The organism is Bacillus sp. FSL R5-0397 (assembly GCF_038593395.1).
Classification (GTDB): domain Bacteria; phylum Bacillota; class Bacilli; order Bacillales; family Bacillaceae; genus Bacillus; species Bacillus altitudinis.
In genome coordinates, this window is sequence record NZ_CP151992.1 from 2909586 (window position 1) to 2931245 (window position 21660).

27 protein-coding genes and 1 riboswitch are annotated in these 21660 nt (G+C 42.1%); of the genes, 7 read left to right on the forward strand and 20 right to left on the reverse strand.

The features are described 5' to 3' along the window. Position 1: 1 nt before the first annotated feature. From sufC to NSQ70_RS15085, 15 genes are all read right to left on the reverse strand, one after another. Positions 2-787, reverse strand: a complete 786-nt coding sequence (sufC, locus tag NSQ70_RS15015; RefSeq protein WP_007500355.1) for a Fe-S cluster assembly ATPase SufC — start codon at positions 785-787, stop codon at positions 2-4. A gap of 211 nt (positions 788-998) precedes the next feature. Continuing rightward, a complete protein-coding gene (locus NSQ70_RS15020) occupies positions 999-1136 on the reverse strand; it encodes a hypothetical protein (protein ID WP_162835676.1) in 138 nt (45 codons plus the stop codon). A 215-nt stretch (positions 1137-1351) separates the two neighbouring features. Continuing rightward, entirely contained in the window at positions 1352-1720 is a 369-nt protein-coding gene (locus NSQ70_RS15025) for a carboxymuconolactone decarboxylase family protein (RefSeq protein ID WP_024719777.1), read from the reverse strand. 309 nt (positions 1721-2029) lie between these two features. Further along, on the reverse strand, positions 2030-2851 hold the full coding sequence (gene metQ, locus NSQ70_RS15030) for a methionine ABC transporter substrate-binding lipoprotein MetQ (protein ID WP_007500351.1): 822 nt from the start codon (positions 2849-2851) through the stop codon (positions 2030-2032). Positions 2852-2865: 14 nt separating this feature from the next. Continuing rightward, complete coding sequence (locus tag NSQ70_RS15035) at positions 2866-3534, reverse strand: methionine ABC transporter permease (protein WP_058336900.1); 669 nt, start codon at positions 3532-3534, stop codon at positions 2866-2868. Further along, a complete protein-coding gene (locus NSQ70_RS15040; protein ID WP_024719778.1) occupies positions 3527-4552 on the reverse strand; it encodes a methionine ABC transporter ATP-binding protein in 1026 nt (341 codons plus the stop codon). Before NSQ70_RS15040 ends, NSQ70_RS15035 begins: the two co-directional genes overlap by 8 nt. A gap of 155 nt (positions 4553-4707) precedes the next feature. Continuing rightward, positions 4708-4816, reverse strand: a riboswitch (SAM riboswitch). Between the two features lie 102 nt (positions 4817-4918). Then, positions 4919-5260, reverse strand: coding sequence for an SCP2 sterol-binding domain-containing protein (locus NSQ70_RS15045; protein WP_008347033.1), 342 nt, complete (start codon positions 5258-5260; stop codon positions 4919-4921). A 120-nt stretch (positions 5261-5380) separates the two neighbouring features. Then, positions 5381-5683: a thioredoxin family protein gene (locus tag NSQ70_RS15050; protein WP_007500346.1), complete on the reverse strand. Its 303-nt coding sequence runs from the start codon at positions 5681-5683 to the stop codon at positions 5381-5383. Positions 5684-5694: 11 nt separating this feature from the next. Continuing rightward, entirely contained in the window at positions 5695-6039 is a 345-nt protein-coding gene (locus NSQ70_RS15055) for a toprim domain-containing protein (RefSeq protein ID WP_008347035.1), read from the reverse strand. Between the two features lie 127 nt (positions 6040-6166). Further along, the gene (locus NSQ70_RS15060) at positions 6167-6403 is read right to left on the reverse strand and encodes a YusG family protein (protein ID WP_008347037.1); all 237 of its coding nucleotides are present in this window, start codon (positions 6401-6403) and stop codon (positions 6167-6169) included. A 44-nt stretch (positions 6404-6447) separates the two neighbouring features. Continuing rightward, positions 6448-6831: a glycine cleavage system protein GcvH gene (gene gcvH / locus NSQ70_RS15065; protein ID WP_008347039.1), complete on the reverse strand. Its 384-nt coding sequence runs from the start codon at positions 6829-6831 to the stop codon at positions 6448-6450. A 66-nt stretch (positions 6832-6897) separates the two neighbouring features. Then, positions 6898-7254: an arsenate reductase family protein gene (locus NSQ70_RS15070; RefSeq protein ID WP_008356673.1), complete on the reverse strand. Its 357-nt coding sequence runs from the start codon at positions 7252-7254 to the stop codon at positions 6898-6900. A 110-nt stretch (positions 7255-7364) separates the two neighbouring features. After that, positions 7365-9146, reverse strand: a complete 1782-nt coding sequence (locus NSQ70_RS15075; RefSeq protein WP_251210442.1) for an acyl-CoA dehydrogenase family protein — start codon at positions 9144-9146, stop codon at positions 7365-7367. A 14-nt stretch (positions 9147-9160) separates the two neighbouring features. Beyond that, positions 9161-10336 (reverse strand): acetyl-CoA C-acetyltransferase, encoded by a 1176-nt coding sequence (locus NSQ70_RS15080; RefSeq protein WP_007500336.1) that lies wholly within the window; start codon positions 10334-10336, stop codon positions 9161-9163. A gap of 12 nt (positions 10337-10348) precedes the next feature. Further along, positions 10349-12736 (reverse strand): 3-hydroxyacyl-CoA dehydrogenase/enoyl-CoA hydratase family protein, encoded by a 2388-nt coding sequence (locus NSQ70_RS15085; protein WP_268432153.1) that lies wholly within the window; start codon positions 12734-12736, stop codon positions 10349-10351. Positions 12737-12935: 199 nt separating this feature from the next. Between NSQ70_RS15085 and NSQ70_RS15090 the strand changes: the two genes are divergently transcribed. From NSQ70_RS15090 to NSQ70_RS15100, 3 genes are read left to right on the forward strand one after another with little or no spacing between them, the layout of a single operon-like run. Beyond that, positions 12936-13073, forward strand: coding sequence for a YuzL family protein (locus NSQ70_RS15090; protein WP_008347049.1), 138 nt, complete (start codon positions 12936-12938; stop codon positions 13071-13073). A gap of 10 nt (positions 13074-13083) precedes the next feature. Further along, positions 13084-13335 (forward strand): hypothetical protein, encoded by a 252-nt coding sequence (locus NSQ70_RS15095; protein WP_060698253.1) that lies wholly within the window; start codon positions 13084-13086, stop codon positions 13333-13335. Positions 13336-13347: 12 nt separating this feature from the next. Beyond that, complete coding sequence (locus NSQ70_RS15100) at positions 13348-13683, forward strand: spore coat protein (RefSeq protein WP_047945381.1); 336 nt, start codon at positions 13348-13350, stop codon at positions 13681-13683. Between the two features lie 31 nt (positions 13684-13714). Here NSQ70_RS15100 and NSQ70_RS15105 read toward each other — a convergent pair whose 3' ends face one another. The 3 genes from NSQ70_RS15105 to NSQ70_RS15115 all read right to left on the reverse strand — a co-directional run bounded on the left by NSQ70_RS15105 (position 13715) and on the right by NSQ70_RS15115 (position 15461). Next, positions 13715-13966 (reverse strand): YusU family protein, encoded by a 252-nt coding sequence (locus tag NSQ70_RS15105; RefSeq protein ID WP_017359282.1) that lies wholly within the window; start codon positions 13964-13966, stop codon positions 13715-13717. A gap of 72 nt (positions 13967-14038) precedes the next feature. Then, on the reverse strand, positions 14039-14869 hold the full coding sequence (locus NSQ70_RS15110; protein ID WP_008347057.1) for an ABC transporter ATP-binding protein: 831 nt from the start codon (positions 14867-14869) through the stop codon (positions 14039-14041). Between the two features lie 145 nt (positions 14870-15014). Continuing rightward, positions 15015-15461 carry a YusW family protein gene (locus tag NSQ70_RS15115; protein ID WP_251210444.1) on the reverse strand — a complete coding sequence of 149 codons (447 nt, stop codon included), beginning with the start codon at positions 15459-15461 and terminating at the stop codon, positions 15015-15017. 113 nt (positions 15462-15574) lie between these two features. Between NSQ70_RS15115 and NSQ70_RS15120 the strand changes: the two genes are divergently transcribed. Further along, positions 15575-16417 (forward strand): oxidoreductase, encoded by an 843-nt coding sequence (locus tag NSQ70_RS15120; protein WP_342502244.1) that lies wholly within the window; start codon positions 15575-15577, stop codon positions 16415-16417. A 244-nt stretch (positions 16418-16661) separates the two neighbouring features. Here NSQ70_RS15120 and NSQ70_RS15125 read toward each other — a convergent pair whose 3' ends face one another. Beyond that, positions 16662-18032 (reverse strand): trypsin-like peptidase domain-containing protein, encoded by a 1371-nt coding sequence (locus NSQ70_RS15125; protein ID WP_342502245.1) that lies wholly within the window; start codon positions 18030-18032, stop codon positions 16662-16664. A 337-nt stretch (positions 18033-18369) separates the two neighbouring features. Between NSQ70_RS15125 and NSQ70_RS15130 the strand changes: the two genes are divergently transcribed. Next, positions 18370-19044 (forward strand): response regulator transcription factor, encoded by a 675-nt coding sequence (locus tag NSQ70_RS15130; protein ID WP_017359278.1) that lies wholly within the window; start codon positions 18370-18372, stop codon positions 19042-19044. Then, positions 19041-20372 (forward strand): HAMP domain-containing sensor histidine kinase, encoded by a 1332-nt coding sequence (locus NSQ70_RS15135; RefSeq protein WP_135226258.1) that lies wholly within the window; start codon positions 19041-19043, stop codon positions 20370-20372. The genes NSQ70_RS15130 and NSQ70_RS15135 overlap by 4 nt, the downstream gene beginning before the upstream one ends. 20 nt (positions 20373-20392) lie before the next feature. On the opposite strand, the gene spxO is transcribed toward NSQ70_RS15135, so the two are convergent. After that, positions 20393-20557 carry an anti-adapter protein SpxO gene (gene spxO, locus NSQ70_RS15140; protein WP_096881830.1) on the reverse strand — a complete coding sequence of 55 codons (165 nt, stop codon included), beginning with the start codon at positions 20555-20557 and terminating at the stop codon, positions 20393-20395. A gap of 192 nt (positions 20558-20749) precedes the next feature. On the opposite strand from spxO, the gene NSQ70_RS15145 reads away from it, so the two are divergent. Next, positions 20750-21628, forward strand: a complete 879-nt coding sequence (locus NSQ70_RS15145) for a TetR/AcrR family transcriptional regulator (RefSeq protein ID WP_017359276.1) — start codon at positions 20750-20752, stop codon at positions 21626-21628. Positions 21629-21660 lie beyond the last annotated feature (32 nt).

Consider the following 21660-nt stretch of genomic DNA (forward strand, 5'->3'; position numbering starts at 1 on the left):
CTTACGCTTCTTGACCAACAGTTTCGTCTTCAATTCCTAACTCTTTTTTAATCCAGTCATAACCTTCTGCTTCTAGACGCTGCGCGAGTTCTGGTCCGCCAGATTTCACAATACGTCCTTGCATCATGACATGAACGTGATCTGGTGTGATGTAGTTCAATAAACGCTGATAGTGAGTGATCATTAAGCAGCCGAAGCTTTCGCCGCGCATTTTATTAATTCCTTTAGAAACAACTTTCAGCGCATCGATATCAAGACCAGAATCGATTTCGTCAAGAATGGCGATTTTTGGTTCAATCATCATTAATTGAAGAATTTCGTTGCGTTTTTTCTCCCCGCCTGAGAAACCTTCGTTTAGGTAGCGCTGTGCCATATCTGGGTCCATTTCAAGGAATTCCATGTTTTCGTCCATTTTGCGGATGAATTTCATGAGAGAGATTTCATCGCCTTCTTCTCTGCGTGCGTTAATAGCCGAACGAAGGAAGTCTGCATTTGTCACACCACTAATTTCAGATGGATATTGCATTGCAAGGAAAAGACCCGCTTGAGCGCGCTCATCTACTTCCATTTCAAGAACATCTTCGCCATCAAGCAAGATGCTGCCTTTTGTCACTTCATACTTAGGGTGGCCCATGATAGCAGCAGATAAAGTAGATTTACCTGTTCCGTTTGGTCCCATTACTGCGTGGAATTCTCCACCTTTTATTTCTAGGTTTACACCTTTTAAGATTTCTTTCCCTTCAATCTCAACGTGCAAGTCCTTAATTGTTAATGTCGAAGCAGTCATATATCGATACCTCCAAAATAATCATTATTCTCAATTTATTCTCATTCTAATTTTATAACAAATTAAAAGTGAATACAACACATTCACGACAAGCGTGAGAGGATGCTCTCAAAATTCTAACAAAAAATACAGGTAGATAAAAGGATTTATGTCGAAAAGACAGTTTTCATAAAGAAAGGACGGGAAACTATTCTCCCCGTCCCTTAGCTATTTAATAGCCTTGTATATTCATTTTTGCGAGCTGCCTTTTCTCATCTCGATAGGACTGCTCTCGTTTATATTCCACTTTCATCCTTAAGTCATGGTCTCTTTCGTACTCTGCATAGCTCATGCCATGAGCTTTATGCATGGCCTTTTCCATCTCGGCGGTATAATCCAATCCCAGTGTACTATGGTCCGAACAAATAATAAACCAATCCCTTCTTTGAGTGTAGCTTCATTGTATCAAAGGCACGCTGCTTCACTCAAAAGGGATATAGCGCGCTATGCTGGCATATTTTCTCACACAACCGGCTGAGAACGACTCAACTCCCTGAGATGGATAAATACCATCTTATCCTTCCCTTAATGCGTCTGTCCTCCAAATTCATCGATACATTGCTGAACAACTGTGATGCCTTGACTTAGCGCAGCACCGCCGCCAAACGCTGTCGCCACACTGACGACCTCCAGCAAATTCTCTTCTGTTGCGCCTTGATCGAGTGCTCCCTTTGTATGATAGATCATGCAATATTCATCCTGTGCATGAATGCTGATGCCGAGGGCAATCATTTGTTTTTCTTTTTGTGTTAATGAATCGCTCTGAAAGCACTGCTCCGTAAATTCATTGAATTTCTTGCCAAACACCGGCATTTTCTTCTGAAATTCACCCATTGCCGTTTTATAATCCGTCAGTGATTGCTGCATCGATCCGCTCATATGTTGTTCATTCATCTTCATTCCATCCCTTCAGGTCATTTGTTCGTTTTTATTATGAGCGAGATTTGAAAAAATACACAAAAAAACCTCGCTTTCATGAAAGCGAGGTTGCAGATGATTGACAAAGGGCTAAAATGATCTTTATTTTAGCCCTTTGACTTCTTTTTTCAGCGTGATAGAAAACCTTTGCAGTCTAGGAAGGGCGAGTACCGGAGCAGAGCGAATTTGACATTCGTGAGCACCGGAGCGCAGACCTGACAACGAATGCGAGGGTTTGTCTACACGTTGAAACCTCGCTTTGATGAAAGCGAGGTTTACAAGTTGTTATTCAGATACAGGCAATACTGCACCATCATACTTTTTGTCGATGAATTCTTTGATTTTATCAGAGTGAAGAACTTCCATTAATACCTTGATCTTCTCTGATTTTTCGTCACCTTTGCGAACAGCGACGATGTTTGCATACGGGTTGTTTTTCGTTTGCTCAAGTTCGATTGAATCTTTTTTCGGATTCAATTTATTTTGGATGGCATAGTTAACGTTGATAAATACTGCATCGCCTTCACTGTTTTCATAAGCTTTCGCTGTTAGTTCAGGAGCGATTTTTTTGAATTTTAGGTTCTTCGGGTTTTCTTTGATGTTTTTGACTGTTGCGTTGATTGTATCTACTTTTGGATCAAGCTTGATCACACCAGCATTTTGTAATAGGGCAAGCATACGTCCTTGCTCAGCTACGTTGTTTGTCATGATGATCGTGCCGCCGTTTGGAATATCTTTTACTGATTTGTATTTCTTAGAGTAGATACCGAAAGGCTCAAGGTGAACGGCACCAGCACTCACTAAGTTGTAATCTTTGTTTGATTTATTTTCTTCGTTTAAGTAAGGGATATGTTGGAAAAAGTTCGCATCCACTTCTTTTTCAGCTAATGCTTTGTTGTACATTTTATAATCGCTCAGTACTTTCACTTTTAGATCGTAGCCTTTTTCTTTTAGAAGTGGTTTTGCTTCTTCAAGAATCTCGGCATGTGGTGTTTTTGAAGCGGCAACCGTGATGGTTTTGTTATCGCTTGCGTTATTTGATGAACCGCACGCAGCTAAAATGCCTGCAAATGCTAGAAATAGTGCACTTAAAATCAATTTCTTCATGAATAATTCCTCCCTTAACGTTTATCAATTTTATTTGTAATCAAATCACCGATTATTTGAATGATAAAGACGATGATCAGAATAAACACAGTGGCTACAAGTGTGACATCTGTATTACCAGATTGGTATCCTTCCACATAAGCAAGGTCACCAAGTCCGCCTGCTCCAATTGCTCCTGCAATCGCAGTAGAGCCAATCAGAGCAATCGCTGTTACGGTAATACCTGAAATAAGGGCTGGCAATGATTCTGGCAGCAATACTTTGAAAATGATTGTTGACGTTTTCGCTCCCATAGATCGTGCTGCTTCAATGACTCCTTTGTCTACTTCACGCAGTGCAATTTCAACAAGACGTGCGTAGAAAGGAGCTGAGCCAATGACAAGGGCTGGTAATGCTGCATTTGGGCCTAATATCGTGCCCATAATTAGTTTAGTAAATCCTAATAATAGAATGATTAATATGATAAAGGGAATCGATCTGAAAATGTTGACGACTGCGCCGATGACAGCATTAATTGGTTTGTTTTCCCACAAACCGCCTCTACTTGTCAAAAAGAGCAACAGCCCAAGAATGATGCCGATAGCAAAAGCAAACGCTAATGCAATGAGTGTCATATAGACCGTTTCACCCGTCGCGTTCCAAATAACCTCTAGATCAACGTTCGGAAACCATTTCTCAAACATGTGTCATCACCTCGATTTCAACCTGTTTGCTTTGGATATAGGCGATGGCTTTTTCAACTTCGTTCTCGTCTCCATTTATATGGATAAAGAGTGTTCCAAACGCGCCTTCCTGCGTTTGAGAAATCTTTCCTTGCAGGATGTTCACATCGACCTTGAAGGATCGAATGATTTCCGTGATCAGCGGCTGTTCGGCAGAATCTCCGATAAAGGACAACCGGACGACCTGACCTTCTTTTACTCTCTCTAGGACGTGCTCGATCGTTTCTTTTGCTTCTTCTGGTTCAGCAAGCTGTTTCACGAATCGTTTCGTCATTTCTTCTTTCGGCTGTCTGAAGACACGTAATACTTCGCCTTCTTCGACAATACGGCCATTCTCCATCACCGCCACACGGTGACAAATTTTGCGAATGACATGCATTTCATGTGTGATCAATACAATGGTGAGTCCTAGTCGTTTATTAATATCGGCTAAAAGCTCAAGGATGGAATCTGTTGTTTGTGGATCAAGAGCAGATGTCGCTTCGTCACATAGCAGAACTTTTGGGTCATTCGCTAATGCTCTCGCAATCCCTACACGCTGCTTTTGCCCGCCGCTGAGCTGAGAAGGATATGCATTTTCTTTTCCTTCTAAACCGACCAATTTAATCAGTTCGTTTGCACGAGCTCTCCGTTTTGATGTTGGTACACCTGCGATCTCGAGCGGGAACATAATATTTTGTCTCACTGTTCTTGACCAGAGCAAGTTAAAGTGCTGGAAAATCATGCTGATTTCTTGTCTTGCTTTCCGAAGTTTCGCATTCGATACTTCATTGATTCGGTTGCCTGCCACTTCAACGATTCCTTCTGTTGGCAGCTCCAGACCGTTTAATAGGCGAATCAGGGAGCTTTTCCCTGCGCCGCTATACCCGATAATTCCGAATATTTCACCTTTATCGATATCCAAGTTGACGTCTTTTACGGCATCAACATTTCCGCTTTTTGAATGATACGTTTTTGATACATTCTGTAAATGGATCACAGTCTGTTCACCTGCTTTCTTGCTGAATCTATAGGTTGCCATCACATACGTTCAATTATTCTTCCGACTGTTATGACGCTAGCCTGACGTAAGGTCAGTAAAAAAGACCTAACTGCAACGCAAGCAGAAAGGCCTTTTATATCAAATACGCCTTTCTCTCATCTTTCAAAGCATTGCGGCTTTGAGTGAATTGGCACCAATTTCAGCTATGCTGACGGTTGCCGGGTTTCATAGGGCACGTCCCTCCACCTCTCTTAATAAGAGAAAATATGTTGTTTTATGTGATGTTCATGTTTTTACTAACGTAGAATATCATGCTATCTGAGATATGTCAACGCTGTAAATCGCTAATTTCCAAGTAAACGACTACGTTATCATTTTTCGAAAAAAACCGTTCGTCAGCCAAAGTACTGCTTCTAGTCGAAGAAGTGCTCGAAATGAGCCTTTCACTTTCACTTGTCCTCTGCTGATCAGCTGCTGTAAGGACATGTCTCCATCTAATAATTGCAAAATCTCTTTTCGCTCACCATAAAAGATGAGATCCGATAACTCAATTGCAGGTAGTTTCTTCACTTCACCACGTTCATCCACAATCAATGTACAAGAGTCCGTTTCCGCCTCAAATGTAATCTTCAAGGATGATGATGAGAGCAACGGCTTTAACAATAATCGCTGCCCTGCACTTCCATGGGCTTTCACATTTTCCACATGTATAACCTCCCTGTCATTTGGTTATACATAACATTTCTCTACAAACATCGGCTTGTCCTTTATAAATAGCTCGACAAATTTTCAAATGAATTGCTTGAAATATGACAAAAAACCGCTTTATTTAGCGGTTTCAATCATTTCGTGAAGATATGGAACGGAGTGAAAGGCATAGCCTTTTTGCACGATTTCACCCTTTTTAAACAGGAGAAAGCAAGGGACACTTTCGATCTCAAATGCTTTCGCAAAACTTGGCGAGTAATTTAAGTTATTCTCATAAAAAGGAACTTCCGGCTGCATGGCATCAACCACTGCCAGCATCTTCTTTGCCAGCTGGCATGTTCCGCAAAATGGTGTATATAAGTACAAAAGAAATAAATCGTCCTCTATCTCCTTGAATTCATGCTCTTCAATCTCTTTCATATACGTCACCCTTATAAATATTTCGAATGAACATCAATGTTTGCAGCTAATAGAATAGATGCAATATGGGCTGACGGTGAAGCGGCCACTTCGCGGTACGTTCTGTCGACAAAAAGATGCAGTGCTTCAGGGAATTCTTTTCGAAATTGCTTCCGCAGTTTGTCGCCAGCATCGTCACTGTCTGCTAATATGTAAACGTCTTTCCCGAATAAATCGTCCACAAGCTGATCCAGCTTCGATGTACTGATCGTGCCATTGGTGCAAATGATGGTAACAGGTTCACTTATGACTTCTTTTAGCTTCTGTTTATCTGATTTACCTTCTACAATGATGACCTTTTCTATCTCGACATTCATCACGATCACCCGGCCCTTTTGACGTTGATTCACTTCTTCCTTAGATTACAATCTTTCATTCAGGTTGTAAAGATTGGGCAATTGATCAACAAAAAGACTGCAGCACTTACTGCAGCCTTATCTGTGATCAGCACCAGCCATTTTCATCGTCACAGTCTACATATTTTTCAGTCCCATGGGTCAATGTATCTGACAGACGATAAAAACGGTTTTGATCATAGGAATAACCTGATTTTAATTCATATTGATTTTCACTAATCATCGTGCCAATCTCTTCGTTTTGATGGTAAAGCACCATGCCACTCTCTTTGAATCGTCCAGTGACATGCTCTGTTATATCCACCTGTTCTTTTTGAAAAGACAAATTGGACACCCCCCATATAGGTAGAGTGTCCAATTTCACATGAATTAGTCTTCTTTTGTCATTTCTTCATATTGCTCAGCTGTCATTAGGTTCTCGATTTCAGATGCATCCGCTGGCTCTACTACGATCATCCAAGCTTTTTCGTATGGAGAGTCGTTGACGAACTCTGGGCTGTCATCAAGTTCATCGTTTACTTCAACGATTGTGCCGTTAATCGGTGCGTATAGTTCAGAAACTGTTTTGACTGATTCTACACTTCCGAAAGGCTCGTCCGCTGTAATTTTGTCTCCTACTTCAGGAAGCTCAACGAACACGATATCGCCTAGCTCAGATTGAGCAAAATGCGTAATACCGATACGCACCTTATCTCCTTCTACTTTGACCCATTCGTGTTCTTCTGAATAACGTAAATCTTTTGGTGTGCTCATTTCATACCCCTCCAGTCTTTTCTTACAATCTATATTGAAGATACCACAATCTGAATGAAAGTTACATCATTTCCAGACGCTTTTAAATGTATCTTCATTAAATCCAACTGTCACTCGTTTGCCGTCTGTTGTAATTGGACGCTTGATCAGCATTCCGTTAGACGCTAGTAATTCAAGCTGCTCGTCCTCTGACATTGCAGGAAGTTTATCTTTCAGCTGCAGCTCTCTGTATTTCTGACCGCTCGTATTAAAAAATTTCTTCAGCTCTAAACCGCTTTTTTCGTAAAGGGCTTTTAATGTTTCTTTATCAGGCGTCTCTTCGACGATATGTATGCTGTTGATGTCTTTATTGTGTTCTTCCAGCCATTTCTTTGCTTTTCGGCATGTACCGCAAGATGGGTATTCGTAAAAATCTAAAGCCACCATTTTCACCTCCTGCAAATAGTGACAACATTTTATCACAAAACATATGAAAAACCTAAATGTATGCTTACAAAAAGGTGCGGCATGATATCCGCACCTTTTCAGCCGTCTTATACGATATATTTCTCTGCTTCAAAGATTCGTTTCGCCACCTCACGCTTTTTCGCAATGACATTCATTGGCGTGAATCTTGTCAGCTTGCGAAGGGCTGACAGACTCATACGGAGTGAATCTCCTTCTTCCATGGCAATCAATGATTCTTTCGCATGAGCTTCAATTTTTAAAAAGGCTTCCTGCGTGAAAATTTGTGTATACGCAAGCTTTTGTGCATTTTTTTCTGTGCCTGATGCTGCGATTGCTTTTTCCGTACGCAAGACCGCCGACTCAGCAGCAAAGAGTTCATTGACGATATCTGCTATATTCACAAGGATTTCTTGCTCTTTGTCTAATGCTTTCCCATATTTCATCGCCGCCATTCCAGATACCATCAAGGCGATCTTTTTCGCATGGGCAAGTAAGTATTTCTCTTGATCAAGCGGCTGATCACCCGGCTCTTCCGGCATCATCATCATCAGCTCTTCCTGTAGGGTTTGCGCTTTTTGAAGAAGCGGAAGCTCTCCTTTCATCGCTTTCTTCAAGAAGGTGCCTGGCACAAGCAATCGGTTAATTTCGTTCGTTCCTTCAAAAATACGGTTAATTCGTGAGTCGCGATAGGCTCTTTCGACTTCGTATTCTTGCATGAAACCATATCCGCCGTGAATCTGCACACCTTCATCCACAATATAATCGAGCGTTTCAGAGCCAAGCACTTTACAAAGAGAGCATTCAATCGCATATTCTGCAATGGATTGCGCAATTTGTTTCCCATCCTTTTGCTCCTCGTCACTTAACAGACCCATTCTTTGTTCAAATAACCCGACTGTGCGGTATACAGCACTTTCCATGGCATAAAGCTTTGCCGACATGTTGGCTGCTTTTTCGCCAATTAAGCTAAATTGAGAAATTGGTGTTTTAAACTGCTTGCGCTGATTGGCATACTCTGCCGATAATTGAATGACTCGTTTTGATGCTCCGATTGTCCCTACAGCCAGCTTATAGCGTCCAATGTTCAAAATGTTAAAGGCAATGACATGACCTCTGCCTGCTTCACCAAGCAAATTCTCCTTTGGCACTTCGGCATCTTCAAGGATTAACGTTCTCGTCGAGGACCCTTTAATGCCCATCTTTTTCTCTTCAGGTCCTGTTTTGACTCCAGGAAAATCCTTTTCTACGATGAAAGCAGAGAAGTGTTCACCATCAATCTTCGCATACACGACAAACACATCGGCAAATGCGGAGTTTGTGATCCATTGTTTTTCCCCATTGAGGACATAATGTGTTCCAGCTTCATTCAGGACTGCCGTTGTTTTCGCACCTAGCGCATCAGAACCTGACCCTGGCTCTGTTAGGGCATAGGCCGCAATTGTTTCTCCAGAGGCGAGTCCTGGCAGGTACTTTTCCTTTTGCGCTTGATTGCCGAACAGCACGATCGGCAAAGAACCGATCCCGACATGGGCGCCGTAAGAAAGAGAGAAGCTGCCTGCTCTTGCAAATTTTTCAGTAATAATGGCTGAGCTGATTTTATCTAGCCCAAGCCCGCCAAATTCCTCAGGAACATCAGCACCAAGCAGGCCAAGCTCTCCAGCCTTTTTCAAGAGACGAACAGAATGCTCGAATTCATGATTTTCAATTTGATCGATGTGCGGAACGACATCTTGTAAAATGTAATCTTCTGTTGTTTTCCCGATCATTTGATGTTCATCAGAGAAATCCTCTGGTGTAAAGATATGCTCATAATTCGTCTCATCAATTAAGAAACTGCCACCCTTTTTTACTTCTTCCATTGCTTTCATCCTGTTTTCCCCCTTTAGATCAATTCAAAAATGCCTGCTGCTCCCATGCCCCCGCCGATACACATCGTCACAATACCAAATTGTTCATTTCGCCGTTTCATTTCATGAATGAGGGACAGCGTGAGTTTCGTTCCTGTACAGCCTAGCGGATGTCCTAATGCAATGGCGCCGCCGTTGACATTTACCTTCTCTTCATCGATCCCTAAATGACGAATGACTTGAATCGCCTGAGAAGCAAATGCTTCATTTAATTCAAACAGCCCGATGTCCTTCAGCTCTAGACCAGCGATTTTCAGCGCACGCGGAATGGCTTCAACCGGCCCAATTCCCATGACTTCAGGTGGTACACCACCAACAGCAAACGCTCTGAACTTGGCGAGCGGCTGAAGAGAAAGAGAAGATGCTTTTTCGCGATCCATCATCATGACACATGCCGCTCCATCACTCGTCTGCGAAGAGTTTCCTGCAGTCACTGTGCCTTTTGTTGAGAAGGCAGGTCGTAACGTTGAGAGAACCTCCTCTGTTGTGCCCGCTCTGACACCTTCATCTTGTGAGAACGTAAATTGGCGTTCTTCTAGTTGATTCTGCTCTCCTACCCGTCTTTCTGTCACATCAACGGGAACAATTTCATCTGAAAATTTCCCTTCTTGAAGTGCCTTTGCTGCCTTTTGATGGCTCCTCACCGCAAAAGCATCTTGATCTTGCCTTGTGACCTGATACTTTTGCGCCACTTGCTCCGCTGTGTGGCCCATGCTCATATAGTATTCAGGCGCTTGCTCTGCCAAAAGAGCGTTTGGACGAATGGAGTGACCCATCATTGGGACTTGCGACATCGATTCGACGCCTCCGGCCAAAATGGTTTCTGCCTGCCCAAGCATAATTCGTTCACCTGCATAAGCAATTGACTGCAGACCAGAAGAGCAATAGCGGTTAATGGTGATAGCAGGTACTGTATATGGCAAACCTGCTAATGCCCCAATATTCCGGGCCACATTTAGTCCTTGCTCTGCTTCTGGTGTCGCACATCCGATGATTAAATCATCGATTGTTCCATCATAATCACCGGCACGCTTTAGCGTTTCTTTTACACACAATGCGCCCATATCATCAGGTCTGACATGTTTTAATGATCCCTTTTTGGCTTTCCCTACTGGTGTTCTTGCGCCAGCTACAATCACTGCTTCTCTCATTTTGACTCCCCCCTAGTTACGTAAAGGTTTTCCTTTAACGAGCATGTGCTGCATGCGTGCCTGAGATTTGACTTCCCCTACAAGACTTAAAAAGGCTTCTCTTTCAAGCTCTAATAAGTATTGTTCATCCACCTCTGTACCAAATGGCAATTTGCCGCCAGAAATGACATGCGCTAGTTTTTTCGCAATGGTCATGTCATGGTCTGAAATGTATCCAGACAATCTCATGTTTTCAGCAGCCAGCACCATTGCTGCGTAGCCTGTTTCCCCCATCACGGGCACCTTTCGCTTCAGAGGTGCACGATAACCCGCTTCATCAAGAGAAAGAACGAGTTGTTTCGCATCATGGATTAAATGATCACCATTCATGCTGATCCGGTCATTCACTCGGAGCATCTTCATATCACGCGCTTCCTCTGCTGATGTAGATACCTTTGCCATCGCAATGGCTTCAAAGGTTTGTAGCGTAGCATCTTGGATCGCAGTTGCTGATGGCTTTTCCGCTCCTTGCAGATGGCGAATATAGAGTTCCTTGTTTCCGCCTCCGCCCGGTATGAGCCCGACCCCCGCTTCGACAAGCCCCATATACGTTTCACTGGACGCTTGGATAGCGGCTGCTGGTAGACAAAGCTCCGTCCCTCCGCCAAGTGTCATACCAAATGGTGCAGCCACAACTGGACGGTCACTATACTTCACCTTCATCATCGCCTGCTGGAACCTGCGAATGACAAAATCAATTTCAAAGAAGTTGTCGTCCTGTGCTTCCATTAAAATTAAGGCGAGATTCGCACCAACACAGAAGTTCTTTCCTTGGTTACCGATGACCAGCCCTTTATAATTCTTTTCCGTTTCATCTACAGCACGATTGATCATATCAATGACATCAAGCCCAATGGCATTACTTTTCGAATGAAATTCAAGCAAGACAACATCATCCCCGATATCGATCAAGCTTGCACCTGTATTTTTAAAAATGACATCGTGTTTCTTTTTCAATCTAGCTAACGAAATATTCTTGTCGTTTCCCTTTTCCTGTTCATAAGCACCATTCTGATAAAATGCACGGTCTCCTTCGGCATTTTCTTGATAGAATGTGTCATGTCCTTCTGAAAGCATATCTTGCACCCACGACGGGATGCTGTGCCCTTCCGCTTCCATTCGACTGACGGCTTTTTTCACGCCAATCGCATCCCACAGCTCGAACGGGCCATGCTGCCAGCCAAATCCCCATTTCATGGCGTTATCGATGGACTGAATATCATCCGCAATGTCGCCTTTTAGATGAGCTGAATAAAGAAGAACAGGTGCGGTCATATTCCAAAGCAATTGCCCAGCACGGCCATCTTGATAAATAAGCGCTTTCAATTTCGCTTTTGTCCCCTTTTGCTGCTTGGCAATGTCAATGCCCGGATCCTTCAGCTTTGTCCGTTCTCCGTATGTGAGTGTGACAGGATCAAGCTCTAAAATGGTCTTTCCGTTTTTTTGATAAAATCCTTGCCCTGCTTTGCTGCCGATCCACCCTTTTTCGAGCATTCTTTCCATAAACTCAGGCAGCTGAAAAATATCTTTTTCCTTTCCTTCTACCTGTTCATACACATTGCGGGCTACATGAGAAAATGTGTCGAGTCCCACCACATCAAGTGTGCGGAAGGTCGCACTTTTCGGTCTGCCAATGAGTGGACCTGTGACAGAATCGACCTCTCCGATCGTATATTTGTTCTCAAGCATTTCACGCACTGTGACAAGAAGCCCATAAGTGCCAATTCGGTTGGCAATAAAGTTCGGTGTATCTTTTGCTTCGACCACACCCTTGCCAAGTACATCTTCACCAAATGTTTTCATATATGAGAGTACTTCTGGATCTGTTTCTTGAATAGGAATTACTTCTAACAGCTTTAAATAACGAGCTGGGTTAAAAAAGTGAGTGCCTAAAAAGTGGCGTTTAAAATCAGCTGATCGGCCTTCTGCCATTTTTTCAACAGAAATACCGGATGTATTGCTGGATACGATGCTGCCTTCTTTGCGGTGTTCGTCGATGAGAGAGAATACGTGTTGTTTAATGCTGAGCTTTTCAGTGACGACTTCAATGATCCAGTCAGCATCGTGTAATAAGGAAAGGTGATCTGTGAGATTTCCAGGTGTGATGTATGATAGGTTTTTGGCTGAAGTAAGAGGTGCTGGCTTTTGCTTTAACAATTTTTTCATTGCGTCTTGGCTTAATCTATTCCGAACACTAGGGTGATCAAGCGTTAGCTTTTTTGCCGTTTCTTCCTTTGTCAGTTCATGTGGCACAATATCTAGCAATGTTACTGGTATCCCGATATTGGCTAGATGTGCAGCAATGCCTGAGCCCATGACACCTGAACCAATGACAGCCGCCTTGCGAATATGTTTGCCCATAAATATCCCCCTAAACATTTTGAATGAACAGTCATTCATTTTTTGTCCAAAAAAAAGCAATGCCTCTTTCTTTATCTTAAAAGATTTTCCGAAACAGTTCAATAGCAGATTTCAAAAATTTACACATTCTCATGCGTCTTTCTTTACAGCGTATGAATTAAAGACGAGGGGGAATTGTAAGAATGGAGGTGATGTCCACATGTCTCGTTTGCAAAAGAATCCATCAAAAGCAGGCGTAAGTGCTGCCAGTGTGAAAGGAAACGCAGGTCCATCACAAGAAGCAGACCTAGGCGGTAAAAAGACCAGTCAAAATCAGCAATATAAAAAGAAATCGTAAGGAGGAACACATCTTGAACAACCAGCAAATGAATATGCCCCCACAGGTAATTTCAGTAAAGGATTCCTTGTACCTAGAGGATATGCTGAACTGGAATTTGATCGCGATGAAAAAAGCCCACTTTATGGCCGAGCATTGTCAGGATCAAACATTGAAACAAGAACTCAATCAAGTGGGTCAAATGCACCATCAGCATTACACACAAATACTTCAACATTTAGGCAGCTCAGGGCAAGGCCAGTCTTCTGGCTTTATGCAATAGGAGGTAACAGACATGGAACAGCAAAACCAACAAAAAATCGGGAATCCACAAACGCCGGTTCCAACAACGACAAACATGAACGATCGCGACTTTGTCACAGACCTTTTGTCGACTGAAAAATATATGACAAGCGGATATAACACAGCGCTCAATGAATTCAGCCATGAATCTCTTTACCAAGATATTCAGCGAATTGCGCTAGAAACACAAAAAACGCAAAGACATTTATATGATGTCATGTTCAAATATGGTTGGTACTCTGTCGAAGCCGCTGACCAGCAAAAGCTCCAGCAGGCACATCAGAAGTTCCAGCAAACACTGACAGATCAATCACCGTACGGATCATAAAGAAAAACTGCCAGCTCGTACTGGCAGTTTTTTAACGGTCTTTATTGGCACGATGAGCTTCATTTAATTGCTTGATCCGCTGAATCGTTTCTTTGATGTCTTCTTTTGCCTCTGGATACGTGTCATTAAAATGCTTGGCTAAAGGCGGCATGCTTTTGGCAATATGAGAATAGATGATCCACTGCGAGACATCTCTTTTCAGTTCCTCATTCGTTTCACCAAGCAGCAGCTCTGTATATTTATCAAGCAGGCCTTCGAGCTTTTCATCTAATTCATTTCCCATTTGTATTCCGCTCCTTTTTTCAGAAAAAAGCCTGACTCTGCGTGTAACAGATGTCAGGCTTTTCACATACGATTATCTTGCAGCAAGAAATGTCTCAGCTTGTGCCTGTTGGACAATACAGCGTCCTCTGCCGTGCGGAATACATAACGGTGTTCCGAATAAAGGATCTGTTGTTACTTGGCAGTTCATATCAAAGACATTTTTCACAAGATCACAGTTAATGACAGTTTCCGGTCTTCCTTCTGCATAAATTGACTTGTCTTTAATGGCCACAAGGTGATGAGCATATCTGCAAGCGAGATTGAGGTCATGCAGAACCATGACAATCGTGCGCTGCTCTTTTTCATTTAAATCAAAAAGAAGATCCAGGATTTCAATTTGGTGCGTCATGTCTAAATACGTTGTTGGCTCATCTAATAGAATAATATCCGTCTCCTGTGCCAATGTCATCGCAATCCATGCACGCTGCCTTTGTCCACCTGATAATGAATCAACCGTTCGATCAGCAAGGTCTTCCATCTTCGTTGACTTCAGTGCACGATTTACCGCTTCTTCATCTTGCTTTGACCATTGCTTCAGCCAATTTTGATAAGGATATCGCCCTTGCTTGACGAGTTGATGTACCGTTAATCCTTCTGGCGCTTCTGGCCCTTGCGGAAGAATGGCGAGCTGTTTCGCCACTTCCTTTGTTGGTAATTTGGCAATGGAATGACCTTCAAGCAGGACAGAACCACCCATTGGCTTCATGAGACGGGCCAAAGAGCGAAGTAGCGTGGATTTACCGCATCCATTGCTGCCAATAAATACTGTGATTTCACCCTTAGGGATTGACACATTTAGTTCGTCTATGATCATTGTTTCTCCGTAGCCTAAGCTTAAACCTTCAGTAGAAATGGCACTCATTCCGCTCAAACGCTCCTTTTCTCATCCAAATTTTTTATATTGAATATCGTCTATGTAGACGTCAAAGATCACTTATCTCAATTTAGTGTATCAGATTTAAGTGATCTTGAAAATCATTTTCAATTAAAAAATGAGAAAGTCTCGTTTACTTTTTCTTTTCGAATGCACGTTTTGTCCCATCTTCGAGCTTGATATCGACTCGTATCTGCTGATAATCATCATCTAAATTAAAAGCAGATAATAATTCATTGACATATGTTTCATTCAGCTTTGCACTAGGAATCGACATATCATTGAGCTTCATCTTCATTTCACGTAAAGCTTCTTCCCCTTCATAGCGGACACCATTCATATGATCTCGAATTAGTGCTTCTTCTCTTCCACCAGCTTGACGATAGGTAGCTTCATATAATTCGCTTTTTTGTCCATATTGTACGTGCAATTGCAAATGCTGAAATGGCAGTTCCTTCATTTGAACAGCTGACAGACTTTCAGCTTCTGCTTCATGTGGATGTTGTATTGGTTCGATTGAACGACAGCCAGACAGCATAAAGAACAGCACTCCTAGCAGTCCCGCCTTCTTCCAGCACATCATGTGTTTCCTCCTATTTCATAGCATCGTTTTTTATTCTTCTCCAAGCCCCTTTTCGTTATTCAATAAAACAGCAGACTATGGTAGATTAAAACAAAAAGGAGAACCGGATGATGAATAAAACAGCCATTGTGACTGGTGCCAACAGCGGTTTTGGAAAGCTCATCACACTGCGTCTTGCTCAGCAAGGGTACACTGTGATTGCTGGCGTAAGACAGGAGACCAATGCGAAAAAGCTTGCCGAAGAAGTAAAGAACGCCACTTTATCCGAATCGATACATATTGAAGCATTAGATGTGACAGATACACAGTCCATTCAAGCATTTCAGAAAAGGCTTAATGCCTATGCTCCCATTCACCTGCTTGTGAACAATGCGGGAACGGCCTATGCTGGTTTTGCTGAAGAGGTGCCTGTTGATCAGTACCGAGAGCAATTTGAAGTGAATGTCTTTGGTGTGATGGAAATGACACAAGCAGTCCTTCCGTTGATGACGAGCGGTGCAAAAATATTGAATATGAGCAGTATCAGCGGACTCATGGGAATGCCCGCACTCTCTCCATATGTATCGTCAAAGTTTGCGCTAGAGGGCTATACAGAGAGTTTGCGAATTGAGCTGGCTGCGTTTGGCATTCAAGCCGCTTTGATTGAGCCGGGTTCTTTCCAAACGAACATTTGGAACACCTCCATGAATGAGCAAATGACACCACCCGCAGCAGGTTCTAAATACACAGCTATTTATCAAAACATGATGTCCTATATAGAGGCGCAAAAAAACAACTATGGAGATCCCGGCGAAGTTGCAGAGCTTGTGGTTTCGCTTGCAGAGAAGAAGCGGCTAAAGAAGCTAAGGTATCTTGTCGGGAAAGGTGTTCGGCTTTCATTCATAGCAAAGCAGCTCCTGCCTTGGAATGTATGGGAAAACATTATTTTACGGACACTATCCTCAAAAAAATAGGCACAAAAAAACAGGTGGATCGATTATCCACCTGTCAGCGTGTAGACAAACCCTCGCATTCGTTGTCAGTCCTGCGCGCTGGTGCTCACGAATGTCAAATTCGCTCCGCGTCAGTACTCGTCCTTCCTAGACTGCAAAGGCTTTCTATCACGCTGAAAAAAAGAAGACAAAGGGCTAAAATCAAGTTCATTTTAGCCCTTTGTCAACAATCTAACAGGTGGATCGATTATCCACCTGTTTTCTTTTATTCGTTATCAGACTGCCCAAGGGTAATATCAAGATTTTTGTTCTTTCCATCACGAATGACAGTCATTGTCGTTTTATCGCCAATTTTTGTTTCTTTATAAAGGATTTCTTTCAGCTGTGAGCTGTTCGCTACATCTTTTCCTTTGAACTTGATGATGACATCTCCAGACTTCAAGCCTGCTTTTTGTGCAGGAGATCCTTTTGAAACATCTTTTACATAAATGCCTTTACCGATTTGTTTATCAAATAGGCCAAGTGTATTTTCCTGATACGTTTCAGGCACTTGCTCAAGGTCAATCATTTGTACGCCAAGGTAAGGACGTTCGACTTTTCCATTTTTCAACAGCTGATCTACGATCGGTTTTACATCATTACTTGGGATCGCAAATCCGAGTGATTCTACTCCGCTTTCGCTAATTTTCAAACTGTTGATGCCGATGACTTGACCGTCTGTATTGATCAGCGGACCGCCACTGTTTCCAGGGTTAATGGCTGCATCTGTTTGAAGCACATTCATCTCAACAGTTCCAGATGATGTATTGGCTTCAACGGTACGATCGAGACCACTAATAATCCCTTCTGTTACTGTACCAGAGAACTGCGCACCGAGCGGGTTCCCGATTGCGATGACTTTGTCTCCAGCCCGAAGCTTAGAAGAATCTCCAAAGCTTGCAACTTTATCAATGCCGTCAGCATTTATTTCCACGACAGCTAAATCTGTCATTACGTCACTGCCGACAAGCTTCGCATCTTTTGTTTTTCCATCGTATAGTGTGACCTTTAATTTATTGGCACCCTCGACTACATGGTTATTTGTGATAATGTATGCTTTTTTGCCATCTTTTTTGAAGATGACACCAGAACCCGTTCCAGCTTCTGCTTCAGTTGAATCACCGCTAAGACCGAACGAGTTTTGTGTAGATTGATAGTTTGAAACCCCTACAATCGTCGGCTCTAAATCTTCTACCATATCAGCAACATTCGTCGCATTGGTGATTTGTTTTGTTGAGAAATTTTCAGATGAAGTCGGTTCGCTTGATGCTGTTTGGGTTTGAGTGTTTGCCGCTGTATCTTGTGACTGCGGTAAAATCGGTGTAATGCCAAGCACAAGACCGCCTCCAATAATCCCTCCAAGAATAGGACTCAGCCATGCAGCCTTCCGTTTTTTCTCCTTTTTAGACGAACGGTCATCAATCACTTGAGGAGATTCGTTTGTCACCCTCTCCTGAGAGGCAGATGCTTCGTTTTCATGATGGTGAAAAACGAGTTCTTTCTCTTTTTCTGGTTCTTCTATTTGTTTCTCATTCTCTTGATGTGTGTGTTCTTGATCATTCATCTTTTTCTCTTCATCTTCTCTTCGGAAATCCATCGCTTGCACTCCTTTGCATCATTTTCATGAAATGCTTCATTCATATGTCTAGACAGGACTCATGTCCTCTTAATGGCAATATCATTGAAAAATTCTTTATGACAATATGTCAAATTATATAATACTTATTCATAGAAAAAAAGCAAGGTGTGCACATTGGTGAAAAGCACCTATTCATTAGCCTTTTGTCTATGCCCTTTTTTCCCTTGAGCTTATCATAAACAAACATTATGGGATAATGATGAGAAGAATATGTGAAATTGTGAAAAAAGCGTGTGATTGTTGACATGCCGCCTTTGTATCCCGTTATAATGACGTTGAGAGGATGTGGAAGACTTTGTCGTACACCATTTATTTAGTTGAAGATGAGCAGAATTTAAATGAACTGTTAACCAAATATTTAGAGAGTGAAAATTGGAATGTGTCCTCTTTTTTAACCGGAGAAGCGGCACGCGAAGCAATGAACAAGCCCCCGCATCTATGGATTTTAGATATTATGCTGCCTGATACAGACGGCTACACACTCATTAAAGAAATCAAAGCAGCCTCGCCTGACGTACCGGTCATTTTTATTTCGGCACGTGATGCAGATATTGATCGTGTGCTTGGCTTAGAACTCGGGAGCAGTGATTATATTGCGAAACCCTTTCTTCCGCGCGAGCTGATCATCCGCGTGCAAAAGCTGCTGGAGCTTGTATATAAAAACAGTGACACACCGCAGCAAAGCGTCACACCCGTTTCTTCCTATATCATTCATGAGGACGTAAGAGAGGTGTATGAAGGAGATCAGCTGATTAACTTAACGTCTAAGGAATTTGATTTGCTGCTCTTATTTACCCATCATCAAGGACATGCCTTTTCCCGGGAAGATATCCTCGTCAAGATCTGGGGGCACGATTACTTCGGGACAGATCGTGTGGTCGATGATCTTGTCAGACGGCTGCGCAAAAAAATGCCTGACTTAAAAGTCGAGACCATTTATGGATTTGGCTATAGGATGCTAAAAGGATGAAGAACAAACCACTCGCTTTTCAAATTTGGGTTGTCATCTCTGGCATTTTACTCACCATCTCGATTGTCCTGATCATTTTATTTTCAAATACATTACGCAGCTTCTTTACGAATGAAATTTATAAAAACATCGAAAACGAGCAGCAAGTGTTAACAGAATACCCTCTGAATCGAGACGGCTCACCAAAGTCGACACCAGAAAACCGCTCGGTTCAGCACATTCTGATTCCGTCAGATGAATTAAATCAAATGGCTCAGTTTTTCCCGCATGCCTTTATTGAAAAAGTGCAGTCCTTTGTTAAAAAACAAAAAAGCGCAACAAAACGCTATTCTGAAGAAGTGAATGGCCAGCATATCTTTTTTGTGATCAAAAAAGTCTCAACAGGCAATACACAATATATTCTCTTGTCATATGCACCCGATTCTTATCGAGATGACTTGTCCTTTACACTGTTTAAACAGCTGATTTTCATCTTAGGAACGGTTATTTTACTAAGCTGGATTCCATCGATTTGGCTCGCCCGCTACTTATCACGTCCAATCGTCGCGTTTGAAAAGCACGTCAAGCGCATTGCACAAGAAGACTGGGACGATCCTGTGATTGTTGATCGGCAAGATGAAATTGGCAAACTGGGGCATACGATTGAAGAAATGAGACAAAAGCTCATTCAAAAGGATGAAACAGAACGAACGCTTTTGCAAAATATATCACACGACTTAAAAACACCTGTGATGGTCATCCGCGGTTATACGCAGTCTATTAAAGATGGAATTTTCCCTAAAGGAGATCTTGAACAAACGGTGGAAGTGATTGAAGGCGAAGCGGAAAAGCTTGAGAAGAAAATCAAAGATTTGCTGTATTTAACAAAGCTTGATTATTTATCAAAACAACATCCGGCGCATTCTCCCTTCCTTGTGAGTAATACAATGCTGGAAGTGGTTGACCGTTTACGCTGGTCGAAAAATGAATTGCAGTGGAACGTGGACTTAGATGATGAGGCTGCACTTGAAGGCGATCCAGAACAATGGAGCAAATTATTTGAAAATGTATTAGAAAATCAACTTCGCTACGCAAAAAATAAAATTGATATTCATATGAAGCAGGAAGAGGATCAAATTCGCATCATCATTCGTAATGATGGCCCTCCAATTGAAGAACACATGCTATCCAGCCTATACGAACCTTTTAGTAAGGGAAAAAAGGGCGAATTCGGCATTGGATTAAGCATTGTCAAACGAATTCTTTCAATGCATCAAGCGTCCATATCAATTGAAAATGATGAACTAGGTGTACGCTATACGATCACTGTTCCAAAGAAGAGGCTGTAGGTTTTACACCGCAGTCTTTTTTAGATGAATGAATACCCATTGAAATCACGGTATGTGGCTTTGATTTTCTTGCCAGCTTGATACATCCATTTCTTTTCAATGGTTGTCTCTTTCGGCATTTTGACTTTTTCTACTTGAATTCCTTTTGTTTTCAAGCGTCTAATCATATCATCAATTTCTCTCATGGAATATCATCCTTTCACATTTTTTGACCGGTTGGTCACCTTACTTTATAATATAAAGAATTACACTGTAAAAAACAAGTTACAATCTGATTAATTTTTGAAAAGTTTTGTCGTTTATGACCGATAAGTCACATCTCTTTGCGCACGTTTCCTAAGACATTTGTCTCTCGGTAAGAAAGGATGACATTCATATTGAAAAAGAAAGAAAAAATGATTATTGAGGCTGGTATGAAGTTATTTGCCAGCAAAGGCTATAATACAACGTCTGTTCAGGAAATTGCAGATGAATGCCACATGTCAAAGGGTGCGTTTTACCTTTATTTCAAATCGAAAGAAGCACTGCTTATTTCGATCTTGCATTACTATTACGATAAGGTATTTACCCGGATTCACGAGGTTCAAACAGAGGGCGGCACACCAAAAGAGGCCTACCGGAAACAGCTCACTGTCTATTACGATAATATTTTACAGCAAAAAGATTTTATTAAAATGCAGCTAAGCGACAGGGCGCTCCCATTGAACGAAGAAACGCAGCAGCTCGCAAAGCAAATTCGACTTGCGACGATTCAGTTGCACATTGATAACATTAAGCAAGTGTATGGAGATGCAGCCATTCCTTATATGGCTGATCTATGTTTAACGATTGAGGGCATGAGTCACGTTTACTTTGAGCTTGCCATTTTATATGATTTTCAGCTCGAAGCAGAGGAGCTTGCCGCAACAATGATTCACCGTATCGATGATCTAATGGGCGGTATGATGAAGCGAAATGACCATCCGCTCATTTCTGTGGACCAAGCAAGCGACTGGTTCGGCCCGATTTATGAACGATCATTTGACCCGCTCACAGAATCTCTATTAAAAGAATTAAGAGAGCTGGCAGAAGCACATTATGAAGTGAAAGACGAGCCAGATTTATTTGAAGCGCTTGGCATTTTAGAAAACGAGTTAAACAAACAAAAACCAAGACAAGTCATCGTCAAAGGCATGCTTTACCAATTGAAATTATACACACCACTTCAGCCGGTCTCAGGCTCCTTATTACGCATTCTAAAAGAAGATCATTTATAAAACCCAGGGCTTGGTTGCCCTGGGTTTATGAT